The following is a 25211-nucleotide window of genomic DNA, read 5'->3' as shown; positions in this document are numbered from 1 at the left end:
ACTCCAACTGAGAGCTTCTGCACAGGCTCTAGCGTTATTTTCTCAACAATGGGAAGAACTTACGCATATGGTCTAGCCTATACTTCAGAGGTTTTTTAAAAGGAGTCATATTTATGATGGAAAATATCTCGTTGGAGCAAATCTACGAAAAAGGGTTAGAGCTGGTTCTGACTTTTGGACCTAAGCTGGTACTGGCATTTCTGGTCCTGGTTATCGGCTGGTGGCTGATTGGCAAAGTCACGAAAGGGATTGATGTTGCTCTTGAACGTGTTCGCTTAGAGCAAGGTCTTCGCAGCTTCTTATGCTCTCTCGCTTCAGTCATTCTAAAAATACTGCTGATCATTTCAGTGGCATCGATGATTGGTGTGGAAACCACGTCCTTCATTGCGATGCTGGGTGCTGCTGGTCTTGCTGTAGGTATGGCTCTTCAGGGCAGCTTGTCTAACTTTGCTGGCGGTGTACTTATCCTGTTCTTCAAGCCTTTCAAGATCGGTGACGTTATCGAAGCGCAGGGGCACATGGGTAAAGTGGTTGATATTCAAATCTTTGTGACGGTTTTAGTCACTTACGACAACCAGAAAATCATCATTCCAAACGGGATGCTTTCCAATGGCACAGTGAAAAACCTGTTCTGCGAAGAAAACCGTCGTGTCGATATCGAATTTGGTATCAGCTACGGTGATGACGTTCGCAAAGCGCGTGAAGTTCTGATGAAAGTACTGGATGACTATGATTTGGTTCTTAGCGATCCTGAGCCACTGGTTCACGTTAGCCAACACGGCGACAGCCATGTCGGAATGTTGGTTTGGGCGTGGGTAAAATCTGACGACTACTGGCCGGTGTATTTCAGCCTGTACGAGCGCGTTAAGATTGCCTTCGACGAGCAAGGCATTACCATCCCGTTCCCTCAGCGCGATGTTCATATCCATCAATTCCCGGGCAAGCAAGCGTCTTAAATCGCTTTTATCCCGTTCTCAATACGCCAGCATTTTGCTGGCGTTGTTGTATGTTCAAGTAACTCGTACAATACTTCCACCAATTCAATCAGGTAGAAAGTTATGAATCCGGGCTTAGGTTGTGAAGACGCATTTATCGAATTTATCAAACAAGAGATGGTGACCGACGCTGCCCACGACTTAAACCATATTTTTCGGGTCGTGAACACTGCCAAAGCACTGGCAGAAAGTGAGGGGGCCGACATAAATGTGGTGCTGCCCGCGGCTTACCTTCATGATTGTTTTACCTACCCAAAAGATCATCCAGAACGCCATTTGAGCGCGCAGATCGCAGCCGATAAAGCCTGCCAATTCCTTGGTACAATCAATTATCCCGACCAGTACTTACCCGCCATTCACCATGCCATTATGGCGCACAGCTTTAGTGCCGGAGTAAAACCTGAAACGCTCGAAGCAAAGGTTGTACAAGATGCTGATCGGCTGGATTCTCTGGGCGCGATAGGCGTCACGCGCACAATTCAGGTTAGCGCCACATTCAACGCCGACCTTTATGATCCGAATGATATGTTTGCAGAACATCGACCTTTGGATGACAAGCGATTCACCATCGATCACTTTCAAACCAAGCTATTCAAAATTGCAGACACCATGAACACCCCAGCAGCTATAAAAGAAGCCAAACGTCGGGTGGAATTTATGAAAGCCTATCTTGAACAACTGGCAACCGAAGCATAAAACGAGAAACCATGTCTGAAACCAGCAAAGTTGTCGACGAACTCAAACGTCAGCTCAAATTATCCGGAATCAAATACGTTGATATCGCCAGAGAATTGAACCTGACGGAAGGCTCGGTGAAACGCCTCCTTGCCAGCGGAAATCAAATTAGCCTTGAGCGTTTAAACGTTATCTGCGAACTGATGGGGATGGAGATGGCGGAACTGTTTAAGCTCGCTTCCCCCACTCAGGAGATCACGGCGCTAACGTTCGAACAGGAAAAACAGTTGGTTGAAAACAAAGGGTTGCTGCTGGTTGCTGTGTGTGTGGTCAACGGTTATCGATTTGAAGAAATCATGGCGCAGTATGCGTTTTCTGAACCTGAGCTGATCCAAAAGCTGGCGCAGCTAGACAAGCTGAACATCATCGAATTACTGCCTCAAAACCGAGTGAAATTAAAGCTATCCCCTACCTTTTCATGGATAGCCGGCGGTCCGATGCAACGCTTCTTCCAGCAACAGGTGCAAAGCGAATTTTTCCGCAGTCACTTTTCTGGTGAAGATGAAAAATTGGTCATGGCGACCGGGCTTATGTCTTTACCGACCAATAAAAAGCTCCAGAAGCGCATCGAAAAACTGATTGCCGATTTCTACTCCGCATGCCGAGACGATGGTGATCTGGCGATTTCTGATCGTCACGGTACATCCATGATCGTGGCACTTCGCCAATGGAGTTTGCCTGAGTTTAAAGAATACGAAAGAAGCTAAGTCGCGTTTTATGCACATGAAAGTCACATAATAAGTAACTTTTCTCTTTTTTATTTATCAAAAAGTATCGCCGTGGCAATTTAACCTTATCGAAACACAGTTTCTAATGAGGTTCACATGCACGCCCATCTTCGAGTCATCAGTTATTTCATCAGCCGCATACTTTACCGTATTCGCGTAACGGGTAAACAGCACATTCCACAAAGCGGTGCCGCGCTTCTGATTGCTAACCATGTGAGTTATATCGATGCCTTAATTCTGATGGGGCTGGCGAATCGCCCGGTTCGCTTTGTGATGGATAAGAGCCTGAGCGAACTTCCAATTCTTAAACATTTTTTTCGTCATGCTGGCGTCATCCCTATCTGCTCTCCTAAGCAGTGTGAAAAAACCTATAACCAAGCGTTTGTCGAGATCGATAACGCCCTCAAACAGGGTCAGCTAGTGTGCATTTTTCCTGAAGGTCGGATCACTAAAAACGGAGCAATCAATGAGTTTCGCCCTGGTATCGAACAGATTCTTTCAACCAACCCAGTACCCGTTGTACCTATTGCATTAAAGGGGCTTTGGGGTTCGTTCTTTTCACATAAAGGTGGCCACGCATTCACTCATTTGCCAAAACGTTTCTGGTCAAAACTGGAAATTAAAATCGGTAACATCGTCGATGGTGCCACAACCGATCGCATTAGCCTTCAAAAGCACATTCAGCAACTGGCGGAGCAATAACATGTCGACACCATCAGATCACTCAAAAACCAGCCGATTGAAGCACCCACTCAGCCAACGTGCGTCGGCTCTGGTCATTGCCATCAGCATAGTGTTTATGATTTCAGGCGTGGTTAATCAGGGATTCAGTCGCTTTACCTTTGCTATCCCGTTTGCCATCACCTTTATTTTTGCCATTCGTCAGTTTAGTCACTTAACCAAAGCCGTTATCACCGCTCCTACATTGCTGGTAATGCTGACACTCAGCTTAAACCAAGGCAAAAGCAAACTCTTTTACCCTTGGATAGGGAACGGATTCATCGCATCTTGCGGCTGGTCTGTTGTTGAAGATTCGAGCTCTCCGTGGGGTTCAAACATTCTGTCACTTGAGCATGAAAGTGAGTTTATTAATGGGCAAGAAGGTCGCAAGATTCGCCCACTTCCATGCGGAAGCATTCTTGTTCTGGAGGAAGTGAAGGTCAGGCATCCCGAGCTGAGTGAACTTTATTACCCGGTATTTGCAACCAGTAAGGGAGAGAAAGTGACCTTTTCTCATTGGGCATTTAACAAAGCGATGAAGAGCAACACACTCATTAACGACGGCATTAATGTCGAGAATGGTTTTCAGTCTAAGTGGTCGTTATACCTTGGGAAACTGATGATGTGGCCAATGATACCGCTGATACCATTATGGGTCATTCTGCCCTTTTAGAGTTTGGTGACTTTCTAAGCGATCACAGATTTGATACCCAATCTGAAGCATAATATTACGGTCAAAATGTATTAACTCATCTGTCTAAATTCTTAGGCTGAATAGCGTCAGAGACAGAGAGAAAGCTGGAGTACAGGAGGCAACAATGAAAATTATCATCCTACATGGTTTATACATGCACGGCGTCGTCATGCAGCCACTAAGTCAGAGGCTAAAAACTCTGGGTTACGATACGCAAGTGATCAGTTATAACTCGGTGTCCATTGATGAAGATAAATTGTTCGCTTCTATTGACTCGGTCATTGATGAAAGTGAGATAAACGTTCTTGTCGGGCATAGCCTTGGCGGAGTGGTCATCAAAAACTATCTCGCTTCGCGTCGCCCTTCTTCTAACCTGATTTCTCACGTCATAGCCGTTGGTTCTCCGCTTAAAGGCGCATCCATAATCTGTCGAATTCAGGAACTGGGGCTGGGTGCGGTGCTAGGTAATGCACCGGAATTTGGGTTGAAGAAACACCACGATGTCTGGTCACACCCACAAAAGCTGGGCAGCATCGCCGGAACCATACCACTCGGCATGCGACCACTTCTGCTTATGGACAACGATACACTGTCTGATGGCACGGTGACTGTAGAAGAAACCAAAATAGACGGAATGACGGATCATCTGGAAACCAAATCCAGCCACACCAGCATGATTTACAGCCAATATATTCCCAACCAAATAGATCACTTTATTCGGCAAGATCAGTTTCGGCATATTCACTAATATCAAGTGATCAGATATGCCCATATTCAATTGACTTCCTTGATGTTGAGAAGTCAATCAGGGATATGAGAGGATTTATCGGGAATCTCTTGATCAACAGTGATGTAAAGCTTAATTTTGTCAGCTAGAAACCATGGACGGACACGCTGATCATGCAGGAAATTAGTGGTACCCTTTCCGAAGAAAATTCCGATATTTCTCCAGAAATTGAAAACACCCCCAAAATAACCATACGAGCGCCAAGAAAACCTATTTGGGAATTTTTTCTGGCGTTCAGCACCTTAGGTCTTTACTCCAATATTTGGCTGTATCGCAGAGCCAAAGAATTAAACCTATTGTCTCAATCTAAATTTATCCCATGGCTTTGGCTGTTGGTTCCGTTTTTCGCTCTTGCCCAAATTTTCGCGTTTAAAAAGTTTGGCGAAACTCTGGAGACGTTTGAGCAGGATGATAAAGCGAAAAAAAGTCGAAATCGTTACTTTCTAGGGTGTTGCGGTTTTGTCTTTTCGACCATGTATTACTCAATATCTTCCAATTGGTCGATTGCCTTATGGATTGATTTTGCAGTTTATATCACTTTTTCCCTTTCATTTATGTTCATTGCCAACCGATTTAACGAAGTTCGGAAAGAACTGAGTCATGTCGAGTTCAAAGGAAAAAGTGGCTATTCACCTTTTGAATGGGTGATTGTCGCTATTTTTTTCCCTCTGATATTTGCAGGGTTCTCATATACCGCAATAAGCCCACTGTTTATTGAACAGCATGAAAGTTACGCAAACAGGGAAAAGTACACGATTGAAAATGAAGAATTCGTTCTAACCTTTCAGGGTGACAACTGGCACCGTGTTGAAGTAGGCACTTTCAGTGATGGCAGCGCACTGGCAGAATTCTCGAACTCGGTCCCAGATTCGTACTTCTTACTATTCAAAAATAATGAAATTGAAGATATGAATGAGCATCTTCAATTTCGTCGAGACTGGATAAAGGAAAATATAAAACAACTCAAGTGTACAGAAAGACGCAGTTTCGTCCGTCCGACGCTTCACGTCAAAACTCAACTCAAATGCCATGGAACCATGTCTCTTGATCCTTCTACGGCACTTATCACAGTCATTCAGACCCCTAATAACAACTATGAGTTAATTGGATTTATATCAGCTCGCAAAAACACCTATCGCGAGTCAATTCGCTCGTTCGAAACAATGGCATGGGAGTTTACTACTCAATGAAACGACACACCCTCCCATTAATTACGGCACTAGCAGTGGGCTCTTCTCATGCATATAGCGCCGATAATATATCCTGGTCTTTGAGTTATGCTGGTTTAGAGAAAAACATGGCACTACTGACAGGTGAATCCAAGCCAACAGAAATGACTCAGTTGTTACTTCAAACTGACTTCAAAGTTGAATCAGATATCGTCACTATGACGAGAAAGACGGTCAATTATTTTCCGAGATTTGTTGATGCTGAAAACTACGGCTCACGAAGTATTTACTACAACCCAAATTATCAGAGTTTAAAGATAATCTCAGCGGCATCCATTTCTCCGAGTGGAGAATCGAAGCAGCTCGATCCTTCACATGTCCAGATACTGGATACCAGCGAATACAATACATTCAGCAGTGAAAAAGAGGTGGTACTGGCAATTCCAGGGTTGGTTGAGGGAAGTTTATCCGTTCTGGAATACGAACTGGTTACCACTAAATCGCGGATGGAGTCAGACTGGTCAGAAGAACTCTTCACGCAAAGAACTTACCCAGTTCAGCAATACACGTTAGATGTCACATGGGACGAAGACTCCCCAGTTAACTGGATTGCTGATACTGATTCAGTCACCTGCTCAGCAAGCACAGGTTCACTTAAGTGCAGTGGAACCGACTTGCCAACCTACGTTTCGGATGAGCAGTCTTTTTGGCGAGATCATATAGACAGAATTTCTCTTGGCGAGTTTGAAAACTGGAATCAGGTGATTATTAAAGGTCTGCTCACAATGGAGAAGGCTAATCTGGACACTCGGGGGCTTGAACCACTCACAGAAGACATCCTGAAAGGGCAGTCTACAGTGGAAGAAAAAATTGCAGCTATCCTCGACTTCGTTTCACGCGACATTCGTTATGTGTCGCGGTCAGAATATGGCAACGCCATGACTCCTCACACCATAGCCGAGACCATTGAGAATCGATTTGGTGACTGCAAAGATAAGTCCGTTCTGCTTAAAGCACTGTTGGAAAAAATTGGATTAAAAACCAACCTTGTACTTGTTTCGACTCAGCGTACCGACCAGAGCAAACTGCTGATCCCGACCATGAACACTTATAACCATGTGGTCGTCTGCTTCAAATTAGACGGTAAAGAGTACTGCATAGACCCGACAGATACACAAACTCACTGGCGATACACGCCGTCCTGGATTCAGAATAAAGTCATTCTCCCGTTAGACCCCGGTTACATCCCTCATACAATGGAGGAAAGTCGTTATCGTTGGAAATTCGATACGCACACCGACATTACTTTTAACGACCAGGGCGGGCAGGAAGAGGTTCAGACACGCACGTATTGGGGCGAGTATGCCGCTTACTTCCGTTCAAAGATCTATGAAATGAATGATGAAGAGCGACAAAGCTCTTTATTGGAGCAGTATCAGGACGTTGTTTCCGACCTTGGAGATCCAGCGTTTAAATTTGAGCATATTGATGCAATGGAAGAAAAAGTAGTTATCTCATCTGAAGCTACTCTTTCTCCATTTCTGGAAGTGGGTCAAGCGCTGAATTACAACGAAAATGACGCCTGGATTCGAAGTGAATTATCGGACCTGAAGTTGAGTAACGAGCACTACGATGAAGCCTTTCCTGGTGTAAAGGTCGTTTCCGAGTTTTCTTATGATACTAAAGGGCTCTGGACAATAACGGACTTGCCACCGACTCTCCATTTCGATCATAAGTTCGGCACGCTCAAGCGAACGATCGAAAAAATTTCGGAAAACAAAATTCAAGTGCGCACCATTCTGGAGATGCCGTCGCAATCTATTAAAGTGGCTGAAATAAGTCAGTTCAACACGTTAATTGACATCTATTCACGACAGTCTCTGATTCACTTTAACGGGTCACCACAAACAGAAAACTGATCCTAGATAGCTACGCCACTCTAAATAAGCCTCCGAAACAACCATCGTTGCTTCGGAGGTTTTTGCTTACTTGTTAGCGGTCACCGTTGAATTTATCCAGCCAACAAATTTAGGGACATCGGCGTAAATCCCATACATATTTGGTTTGGCGCAGCTAATTCCAAAGCTTACAATTCCGAGTTGTACAGGCTTATCGCCGTCTCTTAATATTAATGGTCCACCGCTATCACCTGTGCATGTATCCTTTATTCCAGCACCTGTTGAGTCTCCCGCGCAAAAGTTTGTGACACCAATATTAGTTTCATTCAGCGCCTCATGAGAATCGATGCATGTTTTATTAGAAACATATTCAATTGAAACCTCATTGAGCTTTGAGGGTTTAAGGTTACCTATCACTTCGGTGCCCAAGCCAGCGACATCCAGTGACGTTCCTGGCGCTACGTATTGCTCTAACGGTAGGTTTGGTAGGGTGATAGTTTCAACCCCAGCGATTACCTTATCAATCTTAAGCAAAGCGACATCATGGGAATTGAATCCCTTACTGTTATAGCTAGGGTGTACGATAATTTTGGTCACATTGACCACGTTTTCGGGCTCATCAGTGTAGTTGTTTGGGCTAAATTTGATTCTAATGCTTTTTGGATCGCGCACCCTATCCACACAATGAGCCGCTGTCAGCATAAAATTGTTACCAATGTAGCTGGCGCCACATCGACTGTGACTGGCTCCTTCGCTATTCCCAATTATTTGCCCGAAAAACTTCCAGTTGTTGTAGTCCGCTTTGGTTCCGCCAATGATTCTGGCGTCTCTCGCTTCGAGCGCTCCAGAAGCCAGTATCGCCCCCAAAACCAGTGCCGACGTTGAAAGATAATTCATGATTAATCCTCATTTTATAAAATTCAACCGAAAGATACGGTTATGCCCTCCAGAAAAGAATTCAAAAATGACAATTTATGAACCGCGGTAAAAGAGAATCGTCAGGAATGAAAATGAATATCAAATTTTGAACCCGTGTTTTCCAAACTAATCACACCCCCTCGCAAGTAACATTTCCATCAGCAAGCCGAGAGAAAAAAGTACGTACTCACCATTAAATTCATGCCACAACATTCATCTTTTGTTGAATATTTTTTCCTTTAAAAACAATGAGTATTGATGACCAAATTGACGCTAACAATTGATAGAGAAGAAATTAAAATAATATGTATTTCAATAAATTGCATATGCACATAAAGCGATTACTCTTTAAGTGTTGAAAAATTGTAAAGACGCTGTTTGTGTACATAAGGGTCTGTTGACCCTAACAAAGGAATAGAAAATGACTAAAACACTCGATGATGCCTACCATGGATTACTGCCATTCGATCAGGACCAAATAAGCCAAGCCTACTTGAGCTATCTGCAAAATGGACTTCCAACCAGTCAAGCTCAAGCTAAAAACATCCTGATAGTCGGTTGTGGAATCTCCGGTATGGTCTCAGCAACCCTGTTGCGTCAGGCAGGTCATAACGTCACCATAGTTGAAGCGAACACCCGAGTCGGCGGGCGAGTGAAAACTTTCCGCAACACCAACGACAAAACCTATTTTGAAGACTCGAATTTGACAGGCGAAGCAGGTGCCATGCGTATCCCGGATATGCACAAGCTGGTGCAATATCTGATTGATCAGACGGGTGTAGACAAGCAACTTTTTTTGAATAAAACCGTCTCAAAAGCCGATGCCACATCTGAGCAAATCGACAACCCTGATCGCGATGAAAACGGAGACATCATCCTCCCACCTTCAACAGGTAAAAACTTTTTGCACGTTAACTATCGCCATGTTTTGCGCAAAGACTACGACGCCGAAGGCGCAGACGTTAACGCACTTCTGAACTACAACCTGGAAGACAATGAGAATACTCAGGCGAGCGTTTTATTGGACAATGCCATTAGTGAACTCACCAAGATGGTAGAAGAAGATCCAAAAACAGCCTGGGCATACATCATCGATACCTATGGTGAATATTCGATGCGTCGATACTTGCTGGAATACGTGGAAAACAGCGAGCATTATTCTGAAAATGCTATTGAAATGATTGGCGTGATCGAGAACCTGGCGTCTCGCATGTCGTACTCCTTCATCCAAAGCTTTATCGAACTTGCCATCATCAAACCCGATACCGCATTCTGGCTGATCAAGGGCGGCACAGATCTGTTTACCACAGCTTACTTTGAGCAAAACAACCTATCCGACGTTACCCTAAGCAACCAAACCCTGACTGACCTTTACCTTGATGAAAATACAGGCAAAGTGCGCATTCATACTTCTGTGTCTGAGGCGATTGCTTCACGCGAAGAGCAAGACAAAAATGTTCAGGCGGATCTGGCACAGCAAGAGTGGGATGAAGTCGTGGTCACCGTTCCGTTCCCAAGTTTCCGTACTGTTCACGTATGGCCAGAATTCCGCCAGCGTAAACGTCAGGCTATCCGCGAGCTGCATTACGACGCAGCCACCAAAGTACTGCTTGAATTCCGAGAGCGATTCTGGGAAACCGAGAACGACATCTACGGTGGCGGCTCCTGTACCGACTTAATCAACCGCTTTATGTACTACCCAAGCGAGCGTATGGGTTCAACTGGCGGTGGAGTCATGCTGGTGAGCTATTCCTGGGCTGATGATGCCCGTAAATGGGATTCCATGCCTCACTATGAGCGCTTCTGTTATGCGCTTGAGAATGTCGCCATTACCCACGCAGTACACGCCCCTGACGCCAGCTACGAAGAGCGTTTGATTGCCCAGCAAAAGATCAAAGATCTGTGTGTATTTGACCCTGAGAAATACGTCGACGACCAAGACAACATCGTAGGAGCCGCAACCGTAAGCTGGATGCAGAACCCTTATGCGTTCGGTGAAGCCGCCATCTATTACCCCGGACAGCTTGAGTTGTTCCACAAGTCCATCATCGCCAGCGAGTGGCAAGGAAAAGCGCACTTTGCCGGTGAGCATGCGTCACTCAAACATGCATGGATAGAAGGGGCAATCGAATCGGCAGTAAATGCAGCGTTACTGGTGAATGAAAACCCACTTCCAACGCTTTCCTAAACCCTTGTTATAAAACACTTCTAATAAGCCATGGCTATATCGTAGCCATGGTAAAGGTCTTTTGACCTCATGTTGGCTAAAAAGGAATAATGATGAGCACACAACAAGTCACGGTCGCCCAGTATCTAAAAATCCGTCTGGAAGAGCTGGGTTGTGAACATATCTTTGGCGTCGCTGGCAACTACAGCGCCCCCTTTCTGAACACCATCGAAGAAGATCCTGAATCGACGATTCAGATATCAGGCAATACCAACGAAATCAATGCCGGACACTGTGCCGACGGTTATGCCAGAGTAAGCGGCAAAATTGCCCCTGTCGGAGTCACATACGGTGTAGGGGCATTCAGCCTACTCAACCCTGTGGCAGGTTCCTACGTTGAACACAATCGGGTGTTAGTGCTGAATGGTGCGCCCACCTACTCAGAGCAAAAACGTCAGCGAGTTGAGGGGATTCTTTATTCTCACATGACAGGTGATGAGAAAAGTAACATTGATGCCTATCGCTCAGTTACGGTCGCTGCAGAGCAAATTAGAAACGCTTCACAAGCGCCAGCCAAGATAGACACCGTTCTCACAGCGATGATTTCTGAAGGTCGCCCAGGGTATCTTGAAGTGTATGAAGATGTCTGGCGTAAGTCCTGCGATGCGCCCGTCTCTAGCTTGGATGCTGAGCCTCATCAGGGTGACGAAAGCGAAACCGACAAGGCCGTGACTGCAACCCTAGACATGATAAAGCAGCGAGGCACACCCATCTTCTGGGCTGGAATCGAGCTTCAGCGTCAGCAGCTACAAAGCGATTTTCAGTCTTTGGTCGAAACCACTAACAACCCTTTTGTTACCAGCATATTGGCGAAATCGGTACTGCCTGAAAGCCACGAGCTGTTCCGTGGTGTTTACAACGGCAATGCCACCCCAGAGAGCACAAAAGCCCTGTTCAACAACGCAGGGTGTCGCATCGCGCTTGGGGTCTGGAATACCAGTAAAAACCTTGGAGGAACCTCTTCCTGGTCGGCTGGCATGGTGATGGCGAACAACGAAGGTGTGAAAGTCGGACACCACATTGACAGTGAAGGTCAGGAAGTCGGAACTCAGTACTTCCCTAATGTCGTCCTGAAAGACTTTATTGCCAAACTGAGCGCAAAAATCTCAGACATGGAGTACCAACGCTATCAGCCTACAATGACTCCACTGATGGCAAAAGTGCCGCAAGACTGCACGCAACCTCTCAGCTACGACAGCTTCTTTAGCGTTATTGATGACTATTTGACGGACGAACACCGTGTTGTCGTTGATGCCGGGTTCCCACTATTGGGCGCACAGAACTTACGCATCAATCAGGCAGACGGATTTGTCAGTGCGGCAGCATGGCTGTCTATTGGCTATTCTGTACCCGCTTCGCTGGGTGTGAAATTCGCCGATCAGAGCAAACGTCCTCTTGTGTTTGTGGGAGACGGTGCTTTCCAAGAGACCTGTCAGTCTGTATCTGGGCACAATTACTACAAAACAAACAACGTGGTATTCGTTTTGGATAACGGGATTTACGGTATCGAGCAGATGTTGGTGAACCCGAACCCATTCCGCACCGAAGACGAAAAAGTTCACTACGAATCTCGCCCGCAACAAAATGATGTCTACAAATACAACCGCTTAAACAAGTGGAATTACGAAAAAATCGTCGAGATGGTTGGTGGTCGTGGTGCCGTGGTCAGCACTCATGATGAACTTCGAAATGCCCTCACGGAAGTGGACCAGTATCCAGAAGATAACTTTGTTATCCGAGTCATGCTAAGCGAAACCAATATCCCTCACTCCATCGCTTATCGCACTCAGTCTCTTGGCGAAGATGAGCAGCCAGACAGTGTTCCTGTGGTGATCACCGAGCAAACAGACTCAAATAATTAAATCGAATGAAGGAATCATTATGAAAACCATGTTCCAACTTTTGCTGCGCTTGATTGTGGTCGCGGTAATTGCACCATTATCGTTTCAGGTTATGGCATCGGATCACCGCAGCCCACTTGATCCACCAGAAATCTGGAGAGAAGAAGCTCGCTTAACTGACCTGTTCTTCTGGAAAGAAGAAGACCATTACATTATGGCGCTGACCTTCTTCCGCGATGTTGATAGAACGGAAAACCCCGACTTTAGCGAACTGACTTACTACATCCACTGGGATCTGGACGCGGATGTAAAATTCGACAGCGAATTCGATAACATGCTTTACGGTGGTACGGTCGAAAACAGCGAAAACATCAAAGAAGACGCCACCATCAGCTTTAAGATGAACGACGACCTAACCCTCAAATCGTGGGAATCAGAAGGCTTAAAAAATCAGGATGGAATTGAGGTATTTACTGGGCTGCGAGCGGATCCTTTTATCTTCCCGCTCACAAAGGGATACAACGTGATGGGTTTTGTGGTCAAAATTCCAGTCAGTTCCTTCCCGGAGGATCAACGCATCTTTACTCTTTGGGCAAACTCCATTCTTGGCGACAGTCACCCCCATCAGGTGGATCATGCAGGTCGAGCACTGCGAACCTTTCAACCTCGTATGCAGAAGCTGAATTTTCTTCCACCAAACTTGCACGTTGAGTGGATCAAAACTCAGCCTACGTACAGCAACTCCAACACCGAAGGTATTCGCCCGTTCGATTACCACCCTGATGTAGTGATTTACGACGCGAGTCGACCAGCTAAATACCCGAATGGTCGCTATATCGAAGACGATTTGATCCCGACATTATGTGAAGCTTCAGACTGTGTCACCTATGAACGAACCATTATTTTTGGTGGCTGGCCAAGACGTACAACGCCGTTCAAACCTTTCTTGTCAGACTTCCCATACCTAGCGGAACCGTATGAGAAGTAGAAGTTTTTGCTGATTGGTAAGATTTAAAAATGTCAGAGCCGATTTATTTGGCTCTGACATTTTTTATTCGCACACATCTTTAGGAAAGGTTAAGAACTTTGAAGATTGAGCTCCGCAACGAAGTCATACGCATCGCCGCGATAAATGGATTTGGTCAGTTCAACGACTGAACCTGAAGCTAGGTAAGACACTCGCGTCACCTGTAACCCAGCCACGCCTTCATTCACTTCCAGCAGTTGTGCATCCTCTTCATTCAGGTTGGACGCCATAATGTGCTGAATTGCCCGAACGGGCTTTTGGTCGAGTTCATCAAGCACCGCATAGAGAGAGTGCTGTACTTTCATAGGATCATTCAAAATGGATTGAGGCAATACCGCCCGTTCTATTGCCATTGGTTGTCCATCAGCAAAACGTAGGCGTTCTAAACGCACAACGGACTCCGAAGGGCTGATGCCCAGCGTCATGATTTCTTCTGGTGAGGGCTTAACAACTTGTCGTGACAGCCAGGCAGAACTGACTTCCATACCACGACTTGCCATGTCCTCAGTGAAAGACGTCAGCCGAGAGAGCGACTGCTCCACGCGCGTCATTCGCTCTGCTACTACGGTGCCCGCCCCCTGACGCTGATCCAGATATCCGTCCTCGACCAAAGGGGCAAACGCTTTTCTTACTGTGACTCGTGAAAGACCGGTGATCTTTGCAATTTCACGTTCTGACGGTAGTTGAGTACCGGGAGGTAATGATCGATCCAGAATCGCACGCTCCAACACCTTCTTCAGTTGCAGGTAACGAAGCCCGCCACTTTCAGTCAGCCAGTTGGAAGGATCTAGGACATCCGAAACGTTCATTCAAAGCGCTCCCGTCGAGGTATTCAAGGTTATAGAGGTTATCCCATCCAGAACATTTCCTTTGGGCTCTGCAAATATGGCTTGATAAGACTCAGGCATAAGTGGCTGATAAAAAGCGGCTAAACCACCGTTCATACATAGGTTTCCTGTTTTTTGCGCATTCAGAAATTCAAGGATTTCAACCAGCCTTGAAACAGAGGAACACACCAGCTGCCGTGCGACCGGATCCCCCTTCTGATAGGCAGATACAATGTCGGATGCAAACTCGGCGCAGTCTTTAGGAGAAGCCTGAAGGGAGAAGTTCACTAATTTCCGAATTTGGCTGCCAAATTTCGCAAACGTCTCATCAACCAAAGGGCTGGAAGGTAACATACCGTCGTGAACATTTGCAACATAGCGCATAAGCGCTTTTCCTAACGCCGCGCCACTGCAATCGTCAGAAAGAAACAAGCCCCAGCCGCCAACACGCTGATATACACCATTCTGCTGCGACAGAAAAAACGACCCGGTCCCAATGCTCGCAACAACACCATCGTCATCACCCAAAGCCCCTTTTAAGGTGGCTTCAAGATCGGAACAAATCACCACCTGAGCAAAATTCAGGGATTCTCGCAGCTCTCCAACCCGATCACTGCTTTCAGCTCCCGCAAGGGCAAGCCCGATGATATCCCCTTTACTTTGATTAAGTGCACGCCCGGCTTCTGCATAAGCTTGAGAAATACCTTCCATGATATTTTGTCTTGCGACTTCAAAATTAGTCGCCACATTTGCTGAGCCTGTCTGCACCTGACTCAGTACGCGATCACTCTGGTCTGATAACCGCACAATGCATTTCGTACCACCACCATCGACGGCAATAACTAAGGGGGAATCCACGTCGTGCATATTGCTCCTTCCAGTCAGATTTTCTCAAGATACGATTTGAGCATTTGTAATACCTATAAGAATACCAAATATGATGTTTAACACACTTTTCACGCCAATTCGATCAATAAATAGACAAATGGTATTTTAAAGGTATTATCAAAAACAGAGTAAAGGGAGTCAAATTTGCGCGTACGTATTGGTAAAGCCGTCACAAACGTAGCGCAGTTGGATGAAAGAAAACCGGCTAGTCGCTGAATTAGCTGTCTGAACAAGGAAGTAGAAAATGAATCGATCAAAATTGACTACTCGCACCATTCTTGCTGCCGCTGCCCTGTTGTGCAGTGCTTCCACTTTTGCCAAAGCTGAGCTCGATTTCTGGAGCTGGCGACAAGAAGACGCCAAAGCCTACAACGAGATCATCGCCGCATTTGAAAAGTCCAACCCGGATATTTCAATCAACTACACCGCCCATGAAGCGAAGAGCTACGCCACTGTATTAACCACGGCGCTCACGGGCGGAGCAGGACCCGACATCATCCACACCCGAGCCTACGGAGCGTTTGAAAGTGTTGCCGCACCCGGTTACCTCGAACCGTTAAATGGCAAAGTGGATCTTTCCGGCTTCTCCAAAGACGAACTGTTAGGAGTGACACTCCGCTCTGATGGCAAGGTGTATTCCGTACCTATGGCATCGCAGACCATTCTTGTTTACTACAACGCGGATTTGCTGGCGGCTCAGAAGATTACCCCACCCACCACCTGGGATGAGTTTGTCGCAGCAGCTAAGAAACTAAAAAGCTCGGGCATCATGCCTTTAGCCAACGGCACTAAAGACGGATGGACGGTGGAAGTCATGTCGGGCGCGTTTATGCCTAACTTTTACGGTGAATCGTTTTTTGGCGAAGTGACCGCAGGTTCGACCGACTTTGAAGATGCGCGTTACGTCGGTGCTATGGAGAAATTCGGCGAATTGAGAGAGTTCCTGCCTCAGGGTCATGAAGGTGTCGATTACGCAACCATGAAGCAGTTATTTACGTCTGGAGCTGCAGCTATGTTCGTTGGTGGTTCTTGGGAGATCGCTGGCTTTAGAAAAGCGGGAATCAATTTCGACATCATGCCGGGTCCAGCAGCGAAAGCGGGAGATTCCCAAATGGTCGCAACCTGGCTCGATGGTGGCTACGCTGTTAACTCTGGCTCTGAAAACAAAGAAGCAGCACTCAAATTTGCCCGCTTCCTGGCGACGCAGGAATTCGGACAAATGCTTACCGACAAGCTGGCCAATGTTGCCGCAGTAGCCGGCGCAGTGTCTTCTGATCCAATGCTGGCGAAAATCTCTGAGTTTCATGGCAGCGCAACACCATACATCATGCTGGTAGGGTATCGCTTTAAGAAACCAACAGGATCCACACTGCTACAAAATGGTTTGCAGGAACTGATGGCAGGTAAGAAATCTGCGGCTGCCGTGGCAAAAGAAGTGTCTGACGGCATTAAAGCGTCGAAGTAATAAGAACTAAACAAAAAAATAAGAACCTAGTCCGGCTTTCCACGCAGTTGATGCAGATGAAAAACACTCATCATGTCGCTGGAAAGTCAGACTCGTTTTCTAAAGGGTTTATTTAGCTTTGCTGTAAGGAGAAATGAGTGGCAGGTATTGAGTTGCGCAGTGTGAAAAAGCGCTTTGGTGATGTTGAAGTCATTCCGGGAGCAAACCTCAGCATCAAAGACAACGAGTTTGTGGTATTTGTAGGACCTTCAGGCTGCGGAAAATCCACTCTATTACGCCTTCTGGCAGGGTTAGAAGATCTTACCGATGGTGCGATTGAAATCGATGGCGACCGAGTCGACCATCTTCCTCCTTCAAAACGCGGGCTGGCAATGGTATTCCAGACTTATGCACTCTACCCGCACATGACGGTTTATCAGAACATGTCATACGCGCTGAAAGTAGCAAAAGCCCCCAAAGCAGAAATAGACCAGAAGGTTCGGCAAGCCGCAGAGATTTTGCAGTTAACCGACTACCTCGACCGCAAACCCAAAGCACTCTCGGGTGGTCAACGTCAGCGGGTGGCGATTGGCCGTGCGATTGTTCGCAACCCAAAAGTATTTCTGTTTGACGAACCCCTGTCTAATCTGGATGCCAAGTTGCGGGTGCAAATGCGCATCGAGATAACCAAGCTTCATAAACGCCTAAATGCCACCATGATATACGTGACCCACGATCAGGTCGAAGCCATGACTATGGCAGACAAAATTGTGGTTCTTAAAGATGGCGTCATCGAGCAGGTGGGTCCCCCGTTAGAACTCTATAAAAAGCCCAACAACCGATTTGTTGCCGGGTTTATTGGTTCTCCAGCCATGAATTTCTTTCCTGCGGAGATCATGAGCAAAACCGATAGTGGAGTAACGTTAAAACTGGAAGGGTGTGACGACCCAATTCCGATCCCGTGTTCTGACCCAAGCTCACTCACCTCAGGCGATAAAGTCACGTTTGGAGTAAGACCAGAGCACGCAGTGCTGGAAGGGCAATCCGATGGTCAGGTAAGCGGCGAAGTGTATGCCGTGGAAAGGCTCGGCGGAGAAACCTACCTTTATGCCATGTCGGCGACGGGGCAAGATATCACGGTTCATGCACCCGGCGATCAGGAGTTTGATGTTGGCGAAACCATCAAGATCGGTTTCCTGATCGAAAACTGTCACCTGTTTGACTCCAACGACAACGCGGTGCGATAAGGGGGAGTTCATGAAAGAAGACGATCTCGTTATAAAGCGTGAAATAGCGCGGCGTAAACGTAATCGCAGGCTCTGGCTTGCGTTCTTGCTTTTTCCTCCTGCGGCGATTCTGTTTGTGTTCGTTTTTCTGCCAATGGGCTCGGCGTTGTGGTACAGCGTTTACGACTGGAATGGTCTGATACGAGGAGAGTTTGTCGGGCTTCAAAATTTTAAGGACGTACTGCTCGATCCTAATCGCAACTGGTATCTGTTTAATGCGTTAAAGAACAATGTGATTGTGTTTGTCACCCTGATGATCATTCAGAATGGCATCGCGTTGATCCTCGCACTTCTGCTGGCACGCGATCCCAAAGGCGGACGGTTTTATCAGGTGGTGTTTTTCCTGCCTGTGATTCTTTCCACTGTCATTATCGGTTTCCAGTGGAAAATGTTCCTTAACCCGTTTTTTGGCTTGATAAACAAAGGGCTGAGTTTCATTGGACTCAACGAGTGGGCATTACCCTGGCTGGGTCTAACAGAGACTGCCCTTCCCTCTATGTTGCTGGTCAATGCCTGGGCCTGGGTCGGTTTTCCGACTCTGGTATTTCTGGCTGCGATTCACCGTATCCCCAAAGATTTTATTGAAGCTGCCCGGCTGGATGGTGCGAGTGAATGGCAGATCGCCAAAGACATTATCTGGCCTCTGATGGCACCTGCGGTCACCATTATTGTGGTGCTGACCTTTATTGGCTCGTTTAACTGGTTCGAACTGCCATTCATCATGTCTGGGCTTGAAGGTTCTCCTTCTTATTCAACCGACATGCTGGGGCTGCTTTTCTACCGAACAGCATTTGGCTCGGTAAGCGCTGGCGGTACGGAATTTGGAGCTGGGTCTGCACTTGCCGTGCTGATCTTTATTTTTATCTTTGTCTTCTCAATCATCGCGACCAAATTACTGACGGCGCGTGAAGTTAAGATGGATTAGGAGGCAGAAATGAAACAGGCAAATACAAGTTCGCTCGAACAATGGCTCATTCATATCTTTCTGGGTGCAGGTGCACTCATCATGCTGTACCCGATATTGATGATGGTTCTGTCCGGATTCAAAACCAATCCGGAGATCTTTTCTACGCCATTTTCTCTGCCGAACAGCTTTAATCTGGATAACTTCAAAGTCATCTGGAACGAAACGGATGTGCCCAGATACTTCCTCAACTCCATTATTGTGACGCTGCTTTCGGTCATTTTCCTATTAACCACTGGAACCATGGCCGCGTATGCGATTGCTCGCTACCGATTCAGTGGCTCTTTGATGGTATCTCTGTTCTTTTTATCCGGGCTGATGCTGCCACTTAGGCTGGCGATTATCCCACTGTTTATCCAGCTCAAATATCTGGGGCTGGTGGACAGCTTAGTCGGGCTGATCTGCATCTACACGGCAATGAGTTTGCCCGCCACCGTGTTTATTCTGACCGGGTTCTTGCGAACGCTCCCCAAAGATTTGGAAGACAGTGCGCGTATAGATGGCGCAAGTGAACTGAGGATCATGATTCAGATTATGGTGCCGTTGATTTCACCTGCGTTGGTGATTGCAGGTATCTACAACGCGGTTCCCATCTGGAATGACTTTTTCTTCCCACTTATTTTTATTCAGTCGCCGGAATGGAAAACACTGGCGCAAGGCTTAACCGCATTCTTTGGCGAGTACTCAATCAACTATGGCGTTCTTTATGCCGGATTAACGCTTGCGGCATTGCCGATGATCGTCATATTTATCGTCCAGTCACGTCGCTTTATCGCTGGCATGACAGCAGGTGCGATTAAGTAGCCACCTAAATCAGATTACTTTCAAAACAAAAGAAAACGCTCTTGAATCATCAAGAGCGTTAGCTATTTCATTCCTATATGAGGGGGAGGAGGGTGAATGAGTTAGCTTAATAATGTCATGTCTATCTTATGGTTTTAATTCTTAAATCGGGTTCGTATTAAAGGCTCTGCTGTGCCGCCAATGCGGAACGAATAAAGCCGTTATGCTCTTTAAGACGCGATTTCGCCTGTTCTGCATCCAGCCCTGCGAGAATCATAAAGATGGCGGTTTTGCATTGACGACCACACTGCTCAAGCGCCTGACTGGCTTCGCCCGCCGAAACCCCAGTCGCCTCTACAACAATATTGATTTGCCTTTGAACCAGCTTGGCGTTGTTGGCTTCAACATTGACCATCAGGTTTCCAAACACCTTTCCACTGCGAATCATTGCTCCTGTGGTGAGCATGTTCAGCACCAGTTTTTGTGCAGTCCCCGCTTTCATTCGCGATGACCCCGTGACGACTTCAGGTCCTACAATGGGCGTGATTGCGATGTCGGCAACGTCTGCCATTGCACTCGCCGCATTGCAGGAAATCGATACCGTGGTCGCATCTAATTCATTCGCGTAGTCCAGACCGCTAAGCACGTAGGGTGTCTGACCGCTTGCTGCGATACCCACGACCACATCCCGATTGCTCAGTTTAATTTGCATCAGATCTTGTTTGCCCATGCTTACGTTATCTTCCGCATTTTCGACCGCATTCAGTATTGCCTGACGCCCTCCAGCTATCACTCCTACCACCAAATCTGGTGAGGTGCCATAGGTTGGTGGGCACTCGCTTGCATCTAAAATACCCAGCCGACCAGACGTTCCCGCTCCGGTATAAATCAACCGCCCATCATTCGCCAGCGCGTTTGTAATGGCGTCCACCGCTTCGGCGATTTGTGGCAAAACATCTTTCACTGCCAGTGCTACTTTTTGATCTTCGTTGTTGATGACCTTTAACATTTCGAGAGTGGGTAGTGTGTCAATCCCGGCACTGTTCGGGTTGCGGCTTTCCGTCGTTAAGCGGCTTAACTCGTCGCGGTTCATTCCTTGTTCTCAGCATCCTAAATTCGCCCCGATTTTATTGAATAAAATATTCAATCATAGTGATAAAAATCACAATAAAGGTTATTCTTTGTACAGCTGAACATTGGAATAATTGACAAGCTTTTCAGCTAAAATGCCTTTCATACTTAGATTATTTGCCAGTATTCATGGCATTAGATTGGCGGTCATTATTTCTTAGTTGGAATAATTTATTAGGAATTTTTTTGTTATGTCCGTTATCCATCGAATCGTCGCCAGACGCACTCAACTTTCTCAAAGTGGACGTCTGGTTGGAGACTGGATTATTGAAAATTCAGAAAAGGCGGCGTTGCTCACCAGTCAGGAACTCGCGGCGCAGGTAAACGTCAGCCAGTCGAGCATTGTTAAGTTTACTCAGCGCATCGGATACAAAGGGTACAGCGCCTTCAAACTGGCTTTAAATGAAGAAATTGTGCGTAAGCAGGCGCTCGGGCAAACTCCATTGCACAGTAATATTCTGGCAGATGACCCTTTAGCCGTTAGTGCTCAGAAACTCGTTAAAACCAAGACAGACGCGATGTTTCAGACCACTAATGCGTTGTCTTATGAAGCCTGTTATCAGGCAGTGAAATGGCTCGATGAAGCGCGACGGGTGCAAGTGGTAGGGATTGGCGTTTCTGCGCTAACCGCCAAAGACCTGAGTTATAAACTGCTCAAACTCGGCATTACCACTCTGGTAGAGCAAGATAGCCACGTGCAGATTGCGGTAGCAAGGACCCTGACTTCTGAGGATGTACAAATCGCTATCTCATTTTCAGGTGACAGAAAAGAAATTCTGGTTGCCGCTGAAGCTGCCAAAGAACAAGGCGCAAAAGTCATCGCCATTACCTCCCCGCGAAAAAGCCACCTTCGCGACACGGCAGATATTATCTTTAACACTATCGCTGACGAAACTCGTCACCGTAGCTCGTCCATTGCCTCACGTACCGCGCAAAACGTTATCACAGATTTACTGTTCATTACGCTATTGCAGCAAAGGGACGAACAGGCTCGCGAACTGTTCAGTGATATCGGGACCGATATTAATCAGATTCTTACTTAGCCTAAACGCTGGAAAAAGTTTATCTGACCTTCTGTCTCACTACACAATGAGTAACACTCCTTAAATTCAATCTAAAGTTTATAATTCTATCACTTGCAAATAATAATCATTATCATGTAATTTAATTGGTGTACATGGAACGCTAACCCGTATGTAACAGAAAAGACACGGTTAGTGGGTTTATTTTTCTAAAAGGAAATGAAACATGATTACGGATAATCGCACCCTGACTCGCGTCTTCAAAACGCTGATCGTTACCTTCTGCCTTTCCATATTTTCTGTCTCGGCACAGCCCATAGAAGTAGTCGACCTTGCGGGTCGCTCTGTCACTATTCCAAAGGTGCCGAAGAAAATCATTCTGGGTGAAGGAAGGATGATGTATACCCTTGCGCTGCTTGAGAAAGGCAACCCCTTTGAGCGAGTAGTCGGCTGGAAAGACGACTTGATGAAATGGGATCCAGATGCCTATCGAGCCTACCTCAGCAAATTCCCTCAAGCTGAAAACATCACCAATTTAGGAAGTCCTTACGCTAATGATTTCAGCATAGAAAAGGTCATCACCCTGAATGCGGATCTTATGATTCTGAATTTAGGAAACCTGCTGAAAGCAAAAGAAACCGGGCTGATAGAGAAGCTGGAAAAGGTTGGCGTTCAGGTCATCTTTGTCGATTTTCGCCAGCGCCCGACTCAGAATACAGTGCCAAGCATTTACCTTTTAGGGCAGGCTCTTGGCAGAGTGAATGAAGCCAATCAGTTCATCAATTACTATCAGAAACACATGAAGATGGTTTACGGTCGCGTCGTCTCCAAAAAAGAGGAAGACAAACCCATCGTATTCATTGATAGAGCCGCTGGCTTTAACCCGGACAAGTGTTGCTCGACATTCGGCAGCGCCAACCTAGGTAGATTGGTCGATGAAGCAGGTGGCATTAACTGGGGATCGCGTAAATTTTCTGGCTTTAGCGGCAAAGTAAACCCAGAAGCGATCTTCGCCGAAGATCCAGATGTCATTATCGGTACAGGGGCAAACTGGTCAGAAGCCAAGCCCGACACCGCAGCCGTGCTATTTGGCTATGAGGCGACGAAAGAAAAAGCCCAGCAAAGGTTGAAAAAACTGTCTGAACGTAAAGGCTGGCCAACCCTTTCTTCTGTCAAAAACAAGAAATTCTATTCTGTTTATCACCAGTTCTATAACAGCCCTTATCACTTTGTCGCTTTACTGACCTTCGCAAAATGGTTCTACCCAAATGACTTTAAGGATGTTGACCCTGAGAAGATATTTGTCGAGCTGCACGATAAGTTTCTACCTATAGATTACAGTGGCGTATTTTGGGCAGAGCTTCACTGATTTAAAGGTTTGGGTAACCTGTTCGATGCAGAGTTACCCAAACTTCTGACAATTGAGGCTGAATATGGATGTCACCCACTCTCAATCAATTTCGCAAAGTTACTTATCGCGGGTAAGAAGCAAGTACTGGATACTGTTGACACTGAGCATACTTCTTACACTGTCTGTCGCAATAGATGTGAGCGTCGGACCCGGCAAGTTTGCTTTTCAGGTGGTTCTGGAAACCCTTCTGGACAGAACGGCGCATGGCGTTCAGTTAGAAGTGATCATCTGGGATTACCGACTCCCTGTTGCTCTGACCGCCATCATCGTTGGAGCCATGCTCGGGATAGCTGGTGCTCTGATGCAAACCATTCTGAACAACCCACTGGCGGAGCCTTTCACCTTAGGAGTTTCATCCGCAGCCAGTTTTGGTGCAGCAGTCGCTATTGTGATAGGGGCATCCGTCTTCCCTATGGCAAAAGACATGCTCGTGACTATCAATGCTTTTGTGTTTGCGCTTTCTACCTGTGCCGTACTGCTGGTGTTAACCAGAATCAAAGGTGTAGGGACTCAGTCCATGGTGTTGTTTGGTATTGCCATCTTCTTTACGTTCAGCGCCCTGCTCTCAATGCTGGAATACAACGCCTCTGAATCTCAGCTGCAACGCATCATTTTCTGGATGATGGGTTCACTCTCAAGGGCAAGTTGGGAAAAAATCGGTTTGGGCGTATTGCTTCTGATTATAGTGATTCCATTCTGCCTTAACCGAACGTGGAAGCTCACGTCACTGCGCTTAGGTGAGGAAAGTGCCAAAAGCATGGGGATAAACGTCAGCCGACTTCGCATTGAAATCCTGATTTGCATTTCGCTACTGGCTGCCACCGCAGTTTCGTTTGTTGGCACTGTCGGATTTGTTGGTTTGGTGGGTCCTCACATTGCCAGACTACTGGTAGGAGAAGATCAGCGGTTCTTTCTGCCTTTGTCTGCCATCATTGGTGCACTGGTATTATCCATCACCTCTATTGTCAGTAAATCCATTACGCCAGGAGTGATCTATCCAATCGGTATCATTACCGCTCTCATTGGTGTTCCGGTGTTTTTATCAATCATCTTCTCGACAAGAAAGGAGAGACTGTCATGAGCCTGATTATTGATGGTATTTCGGTGGCATATGGTACGACGAAAGTACTCCATAACTTAACTACCCACCCCATTCAGCATGGGAGTTTTGTTGGGTTAATCGGTCCGAATGCATCTGGAAAGTCGACCCTGTTTAAGACCATAACTGGCATCAAGAAAGCCGACGAAGGAAAGATTGTCTTCAATGATCAGTCTTTGTCTGAAATGACGATAGCACAGCGTGCTAAACACATCGCTTACCTACCTCAGTCCTACGAATGCAATGCCGCACTCACCGTATTTGAAAGCATATTGTTGGCTCTGAAGCACAATGCAAAGTGGCGGGTTACTTCTGAAGATCTTGTTCTGGTAGAGCAGATCTCAAATGAGCTGGGTATTTCCCATCTTTCAGATAAAGACCTGTCCGAACTGAGTGGCGGTCAGAAGCAAATGGCAGCAGTTGCAAGAACCTTAGTTCGAAAACCCGACATTGTTCTGCTGGATGAACCGACCAGCGCTTTGGATCTTCACCATCAGCTTTCCATAATGACGATGGTGAAAAAGAAAGCCGTTGAGGAAAACTTTACCGTTATCGCAGCACTTCACGACCTCAATCTGGCGGCAGAATTTTGTGACGAACTCATCCTACTGCGAAAC

The 25211-nt window shown here is 46.5% G+C and carries 22 protein-coding genes and 1 pseudogene; 19 read left to right on the top strand and 4 right to left on the bottom strand.

Translation table 11 applies throughout. The features are described from left to right. The first annotated feature begins 113 nt into the window (after positions 1-113). From RH89_RS24955 to RH89_RS24920, 8 genes and pseudogenes are all read left to right on the top strand, one after another. Positions 114-956 carry a mechanosensitive ion channel family protein gene (locus tag RH89_RS24955; protein WP_004408096.1) on the top strand — a complete coding sequence of 281 codons (843 nt, stop codon included), beginning with the start codon at positions 114-116 and terminating at the stop codon, positions 954-956. A 102-nt stretch (positions 957-1058) separates the two neighbouring features. After that, positions 1059-1691, top strand: a complete 633-nt coding sequence (locus RH89_RS24950; RefSeq protein WP_004408094.1) for an HD domain-containing protein — start codon at positions 1059-1061, stop codon at positions 1689-1691. Positions 1692-1702: 11 nt separating this feature from the next. Further along, positions 1703-2437: a helix-turn-helix domain-containing protein gene (locus RH89_RS24945; protein WP_004408087.1), complete on the top strand. Its 735-nt coding sequence runs from the start codon at positions 1703-1705 to the stop codon at positions 2435-2437. 132 nt (positions 2438-2569) lie between these two features. Next, positions 2570-3160: pseudogene (locus RH89_RS24940) on the top strand (1-acyl-sn-glycerol-3-phosphate acyltransferase); the annotation flags it as partial. Position 3161: 1 nt separating this feature from the next. Then, on the top strand, positions 3162-3851 hold the full coding sequence (locus RH89_RS24935; RefSeq protein WP_004408084.1) for a hypothetical protein: 690 nt from the start codon (positions 3162-3164) through the stop codon (positions 3849-3851). 145 nt (positions 3852-3996) lie between these two features. Then, positions 3997-4620 (top strand): esterase/lipase family protein, encoded by a 624-nt coding sequence (locus tag RH89_RS24930; protein ID WP_004408083.1) that lies wholly within the window; start codon positions 3997-3999, stop codon positions 4618-4620. Positions 4621-4772: 152 nt separating this feature from the next. After that, positions 4773-5849 carry a hypothetical protein gene (locus tag RH89_RS24925; RefSeq protein ID WP_004408082.1) on the top strand — a complete coding sequence of 359 codons (1077 nt, stop codon included), beginning with the start codon at positions 4773-4775 and terminating at the stop codon, positions 5847-5849. Beyond that, the gene (locus RH89_RS24920; protein WP_004408080.1) at positions 5846-7747 is read left to right on the top strand and encodes a DUF3857 domain-containing transglutaminase family protein; all 1902 of its coding nucleotides are present in this window, start codon (positions 5846-5848) and stop codon (positions 7745-7747) included. The genes RH89_RS24925 and RH89_RS24920 overlap by 4 nt, the downstream gene beginning before the upstream one ends. Before the next feature lie 66 nt (positions 7748-7813). Here RH89_RS24920 and RH89_RS24915 read toward each other — a convergent pair whose 3' ends face one another. Continuing rightward, positions 7814-8623 carry a S1 family peptidase gene (locus tag RH89_RS24915; protein ID WP_004408078.1) on the bottom strand — a complete coding sequence of 270 codons (810 nt, stop codon included), beginning with the start codon at positions 8621-8623 and terminating at the stop codon, positions 7814-7816. Between the two features lie 442 nt (positions 8624-9065). Here RH89_RS24915 and RH89_RS24910 point away from each other — a divergent pair, with 442 nt between their 5' ends. The 3 genes from RH89_RS24910 (at position 9066) to RH89_RS24900 (ending at position 13700) form a co-directional block, all read left to right on the top strand. Then, positions 9066-10832 (top strand): flavin monoamine oxidase family protein, encoded by a 1767-nt coding sequence (locus RH89_RS24910; RefSeq protein ID WP_004408077.1) that lies wholly within the window; start codon positions 9066-9068, stop codon positions 10830-10832. Positions 10833-10924: 92 nt separating this feature from the next. Continuing rightward, positions 10925-12733 (top strand): alpha-keto acid decarboxylase family protein, encoded by a 1809-nt coding sequence (locus RH89_RS24905; protein WP_004408074.1) that lies wholly within the window; start codon positions 10925-10927, stop codon positions 12731-12733. A 19-nt stretch (positions 12734-12752) separates the two neighbouring features. Continuing rightward, positions 12753-13700: a hypothetical protein gene (locus RH89_RS24900; protein WP_004408072.1), complete on the top strand. Its 948-nt coding sequence runs from the start codon at positions 12753-12755 to the stop codon at positions 13698-13700. Between the two features lie 89 nt (positions 13701-13789). On the opposite strand, the gene RH89_RS24895 is transcribed toward RH89_RS24900, so the two are convergent. Continuing rightward, positions 13790-14548, bottom strand: coding sequence for a GntR family transcriptional regulator (locus tag RH89_RS24895; RefSeq protein ID WP_004408071.1), 759 nt, complete (start codon positions 14546-14548; stop codon positions 13790-13792). Next, positions 14549-15433, bottom strand: a complete 885-nt coding sequence (locus RH89_RS24890; RefSeq protein WP_004408069.1) for a glucosamine kinase nucleotide-binding domain-containing protein — start codon at positions 15431-15433, stop codon at positions 14549-14551. Positions 15434-15698: 265 nt separating this feature from the next. Here RH89_RS24890 and RH89_RS24885 point away from each other — a divergent pair, with 265 nt between their 5' ends. The 4 genes from RH89_RS24885 (at position 15699) to RH89_RS24870 (ending at position 19952) form a co-directional block, all read left to right on the top strand. Continuing rightward, the gene (locus RH89_RS24885; protein ID WP_004408066.1) at positions 15699-16919 is read left to right on the top strand and encodes an extracellular solute-binding protein; all 1221 of its coding nucleotides are present in this window, start codon (positions 15699-15701) and stop codon (positions 16917-16919) included. Positions 16920-17056: 137 nt separating this feature from the next. Next, positions 17057-18145 (top strand): ABC transporter ATP-binding protein, encoded by a 1089-nt coding sequence (locus tag RH89_RS24880; RefSeq protein WP_004408064.1) that lies wholly within the window; start codon positions 17057-17059, stop codon positions 18143-18145. A 10-nt stretch (positions 18146-18155) separates the two neighbouring features. Next, positions 18156-19109, top strand: a complete 954-nt coding sequence (locus RH89_RS24875) for a carbohydrate ABC transporter permease (RefSeq protein ID WP_004408063.1) — start codon at positions 18156-18158, stop codon at positions 19107-19109. 9 nt (positions 19110-19118) lie between these two features. After that, positions 19119-19952 carry a carbohydrate ABC transporter permease gene (locus tag RH89_RS24870; protein ID WP_004408061.1) on the top strand — a complete coding sequence of 278 codons (834 nt, stop codon included), beginning with the start codon at positions 19119-19121 and terminating at the stop codon, positions 19950-19952. A 157-nt stretch (positions 19953-20109) separates the two neighbouring features. Here RH89_RS24870 and murQ read toward each other — a convergent pair whose 3' ends face one another. Next, entirely contained in the window at positions 20110-21024 is a 915-nt protein-coding gene (gene murQ / locus RH89_RS24865) for an N-acetylmuramic acid 6-phosphate etherase (RefSeq protein WP_004408059.1), read from the bottom strand. Between the two features lie 229 nt (positions 21025-21253). Here murQ and RH89_RS24860 point away from each other — a divergent pair, with 229 nt between their 5' ends. From RH89_RS24860 to RH89_RS24845, 4 genes are all read left to right on the top strand, one after another. Next, on the top strand, positions 21254-22105 hold the full coding sequence (locus tag RH89_RS24860; RefSeq protein WP_004408057.1) for an SIS domain-containing protein: 852 nt from the start codon (positions 21254-21256) through the stop codon (positions 22103-22105). A gap of 205 nt (positions 22106-22310) precedes the next feature. Then, complete coding sequence (locus RH89_RS24855) at positions 22311-23453, top strand: ABC transporter substrate-binding protein (RefSeq protein WP_004408055.1); 1143 nt, start codon at positions 22311-22313, stop codon at positions 23451-23453. Positions 23454-23589: 136 nt separating this feature from the next. After that, a complete protein-coding gene (locus tag RH89_RS24850) occupies positions 23590-24576 on the top strand; it encodes a FecCD family ABC transporter permease (protein WP_206536153.1) in 987 nt (328 codons plus the stop codon). Beyond that, positions 24573-25211, top strand: a 639-nt coding sequence (locus RH89_RS24845; RefSeq protein WP_004408052.1) for an ABC transporter ATP-binding protein, incomplete at its 3' end; no start/stop codon positions are given. The genes RH89_RS24850 and RH89_RS24845, both read left to right, overlap by 4 nt.

It is taken from the genome of Vibrio nigripulchritudo ATCC 27043, assembly GCF_000222685.1.
Lineage (GTDB): Bacteria > Pseudomonadota > Gammaproteobacteria > Enterobacterales > Vibrionaceae > Vibrio > Vibrio nigripulchritudo.
Note: the sequence above shows the minus strand (reverse complement) of the source record. Positions and strands in the feature narration are given on the sequence as shown.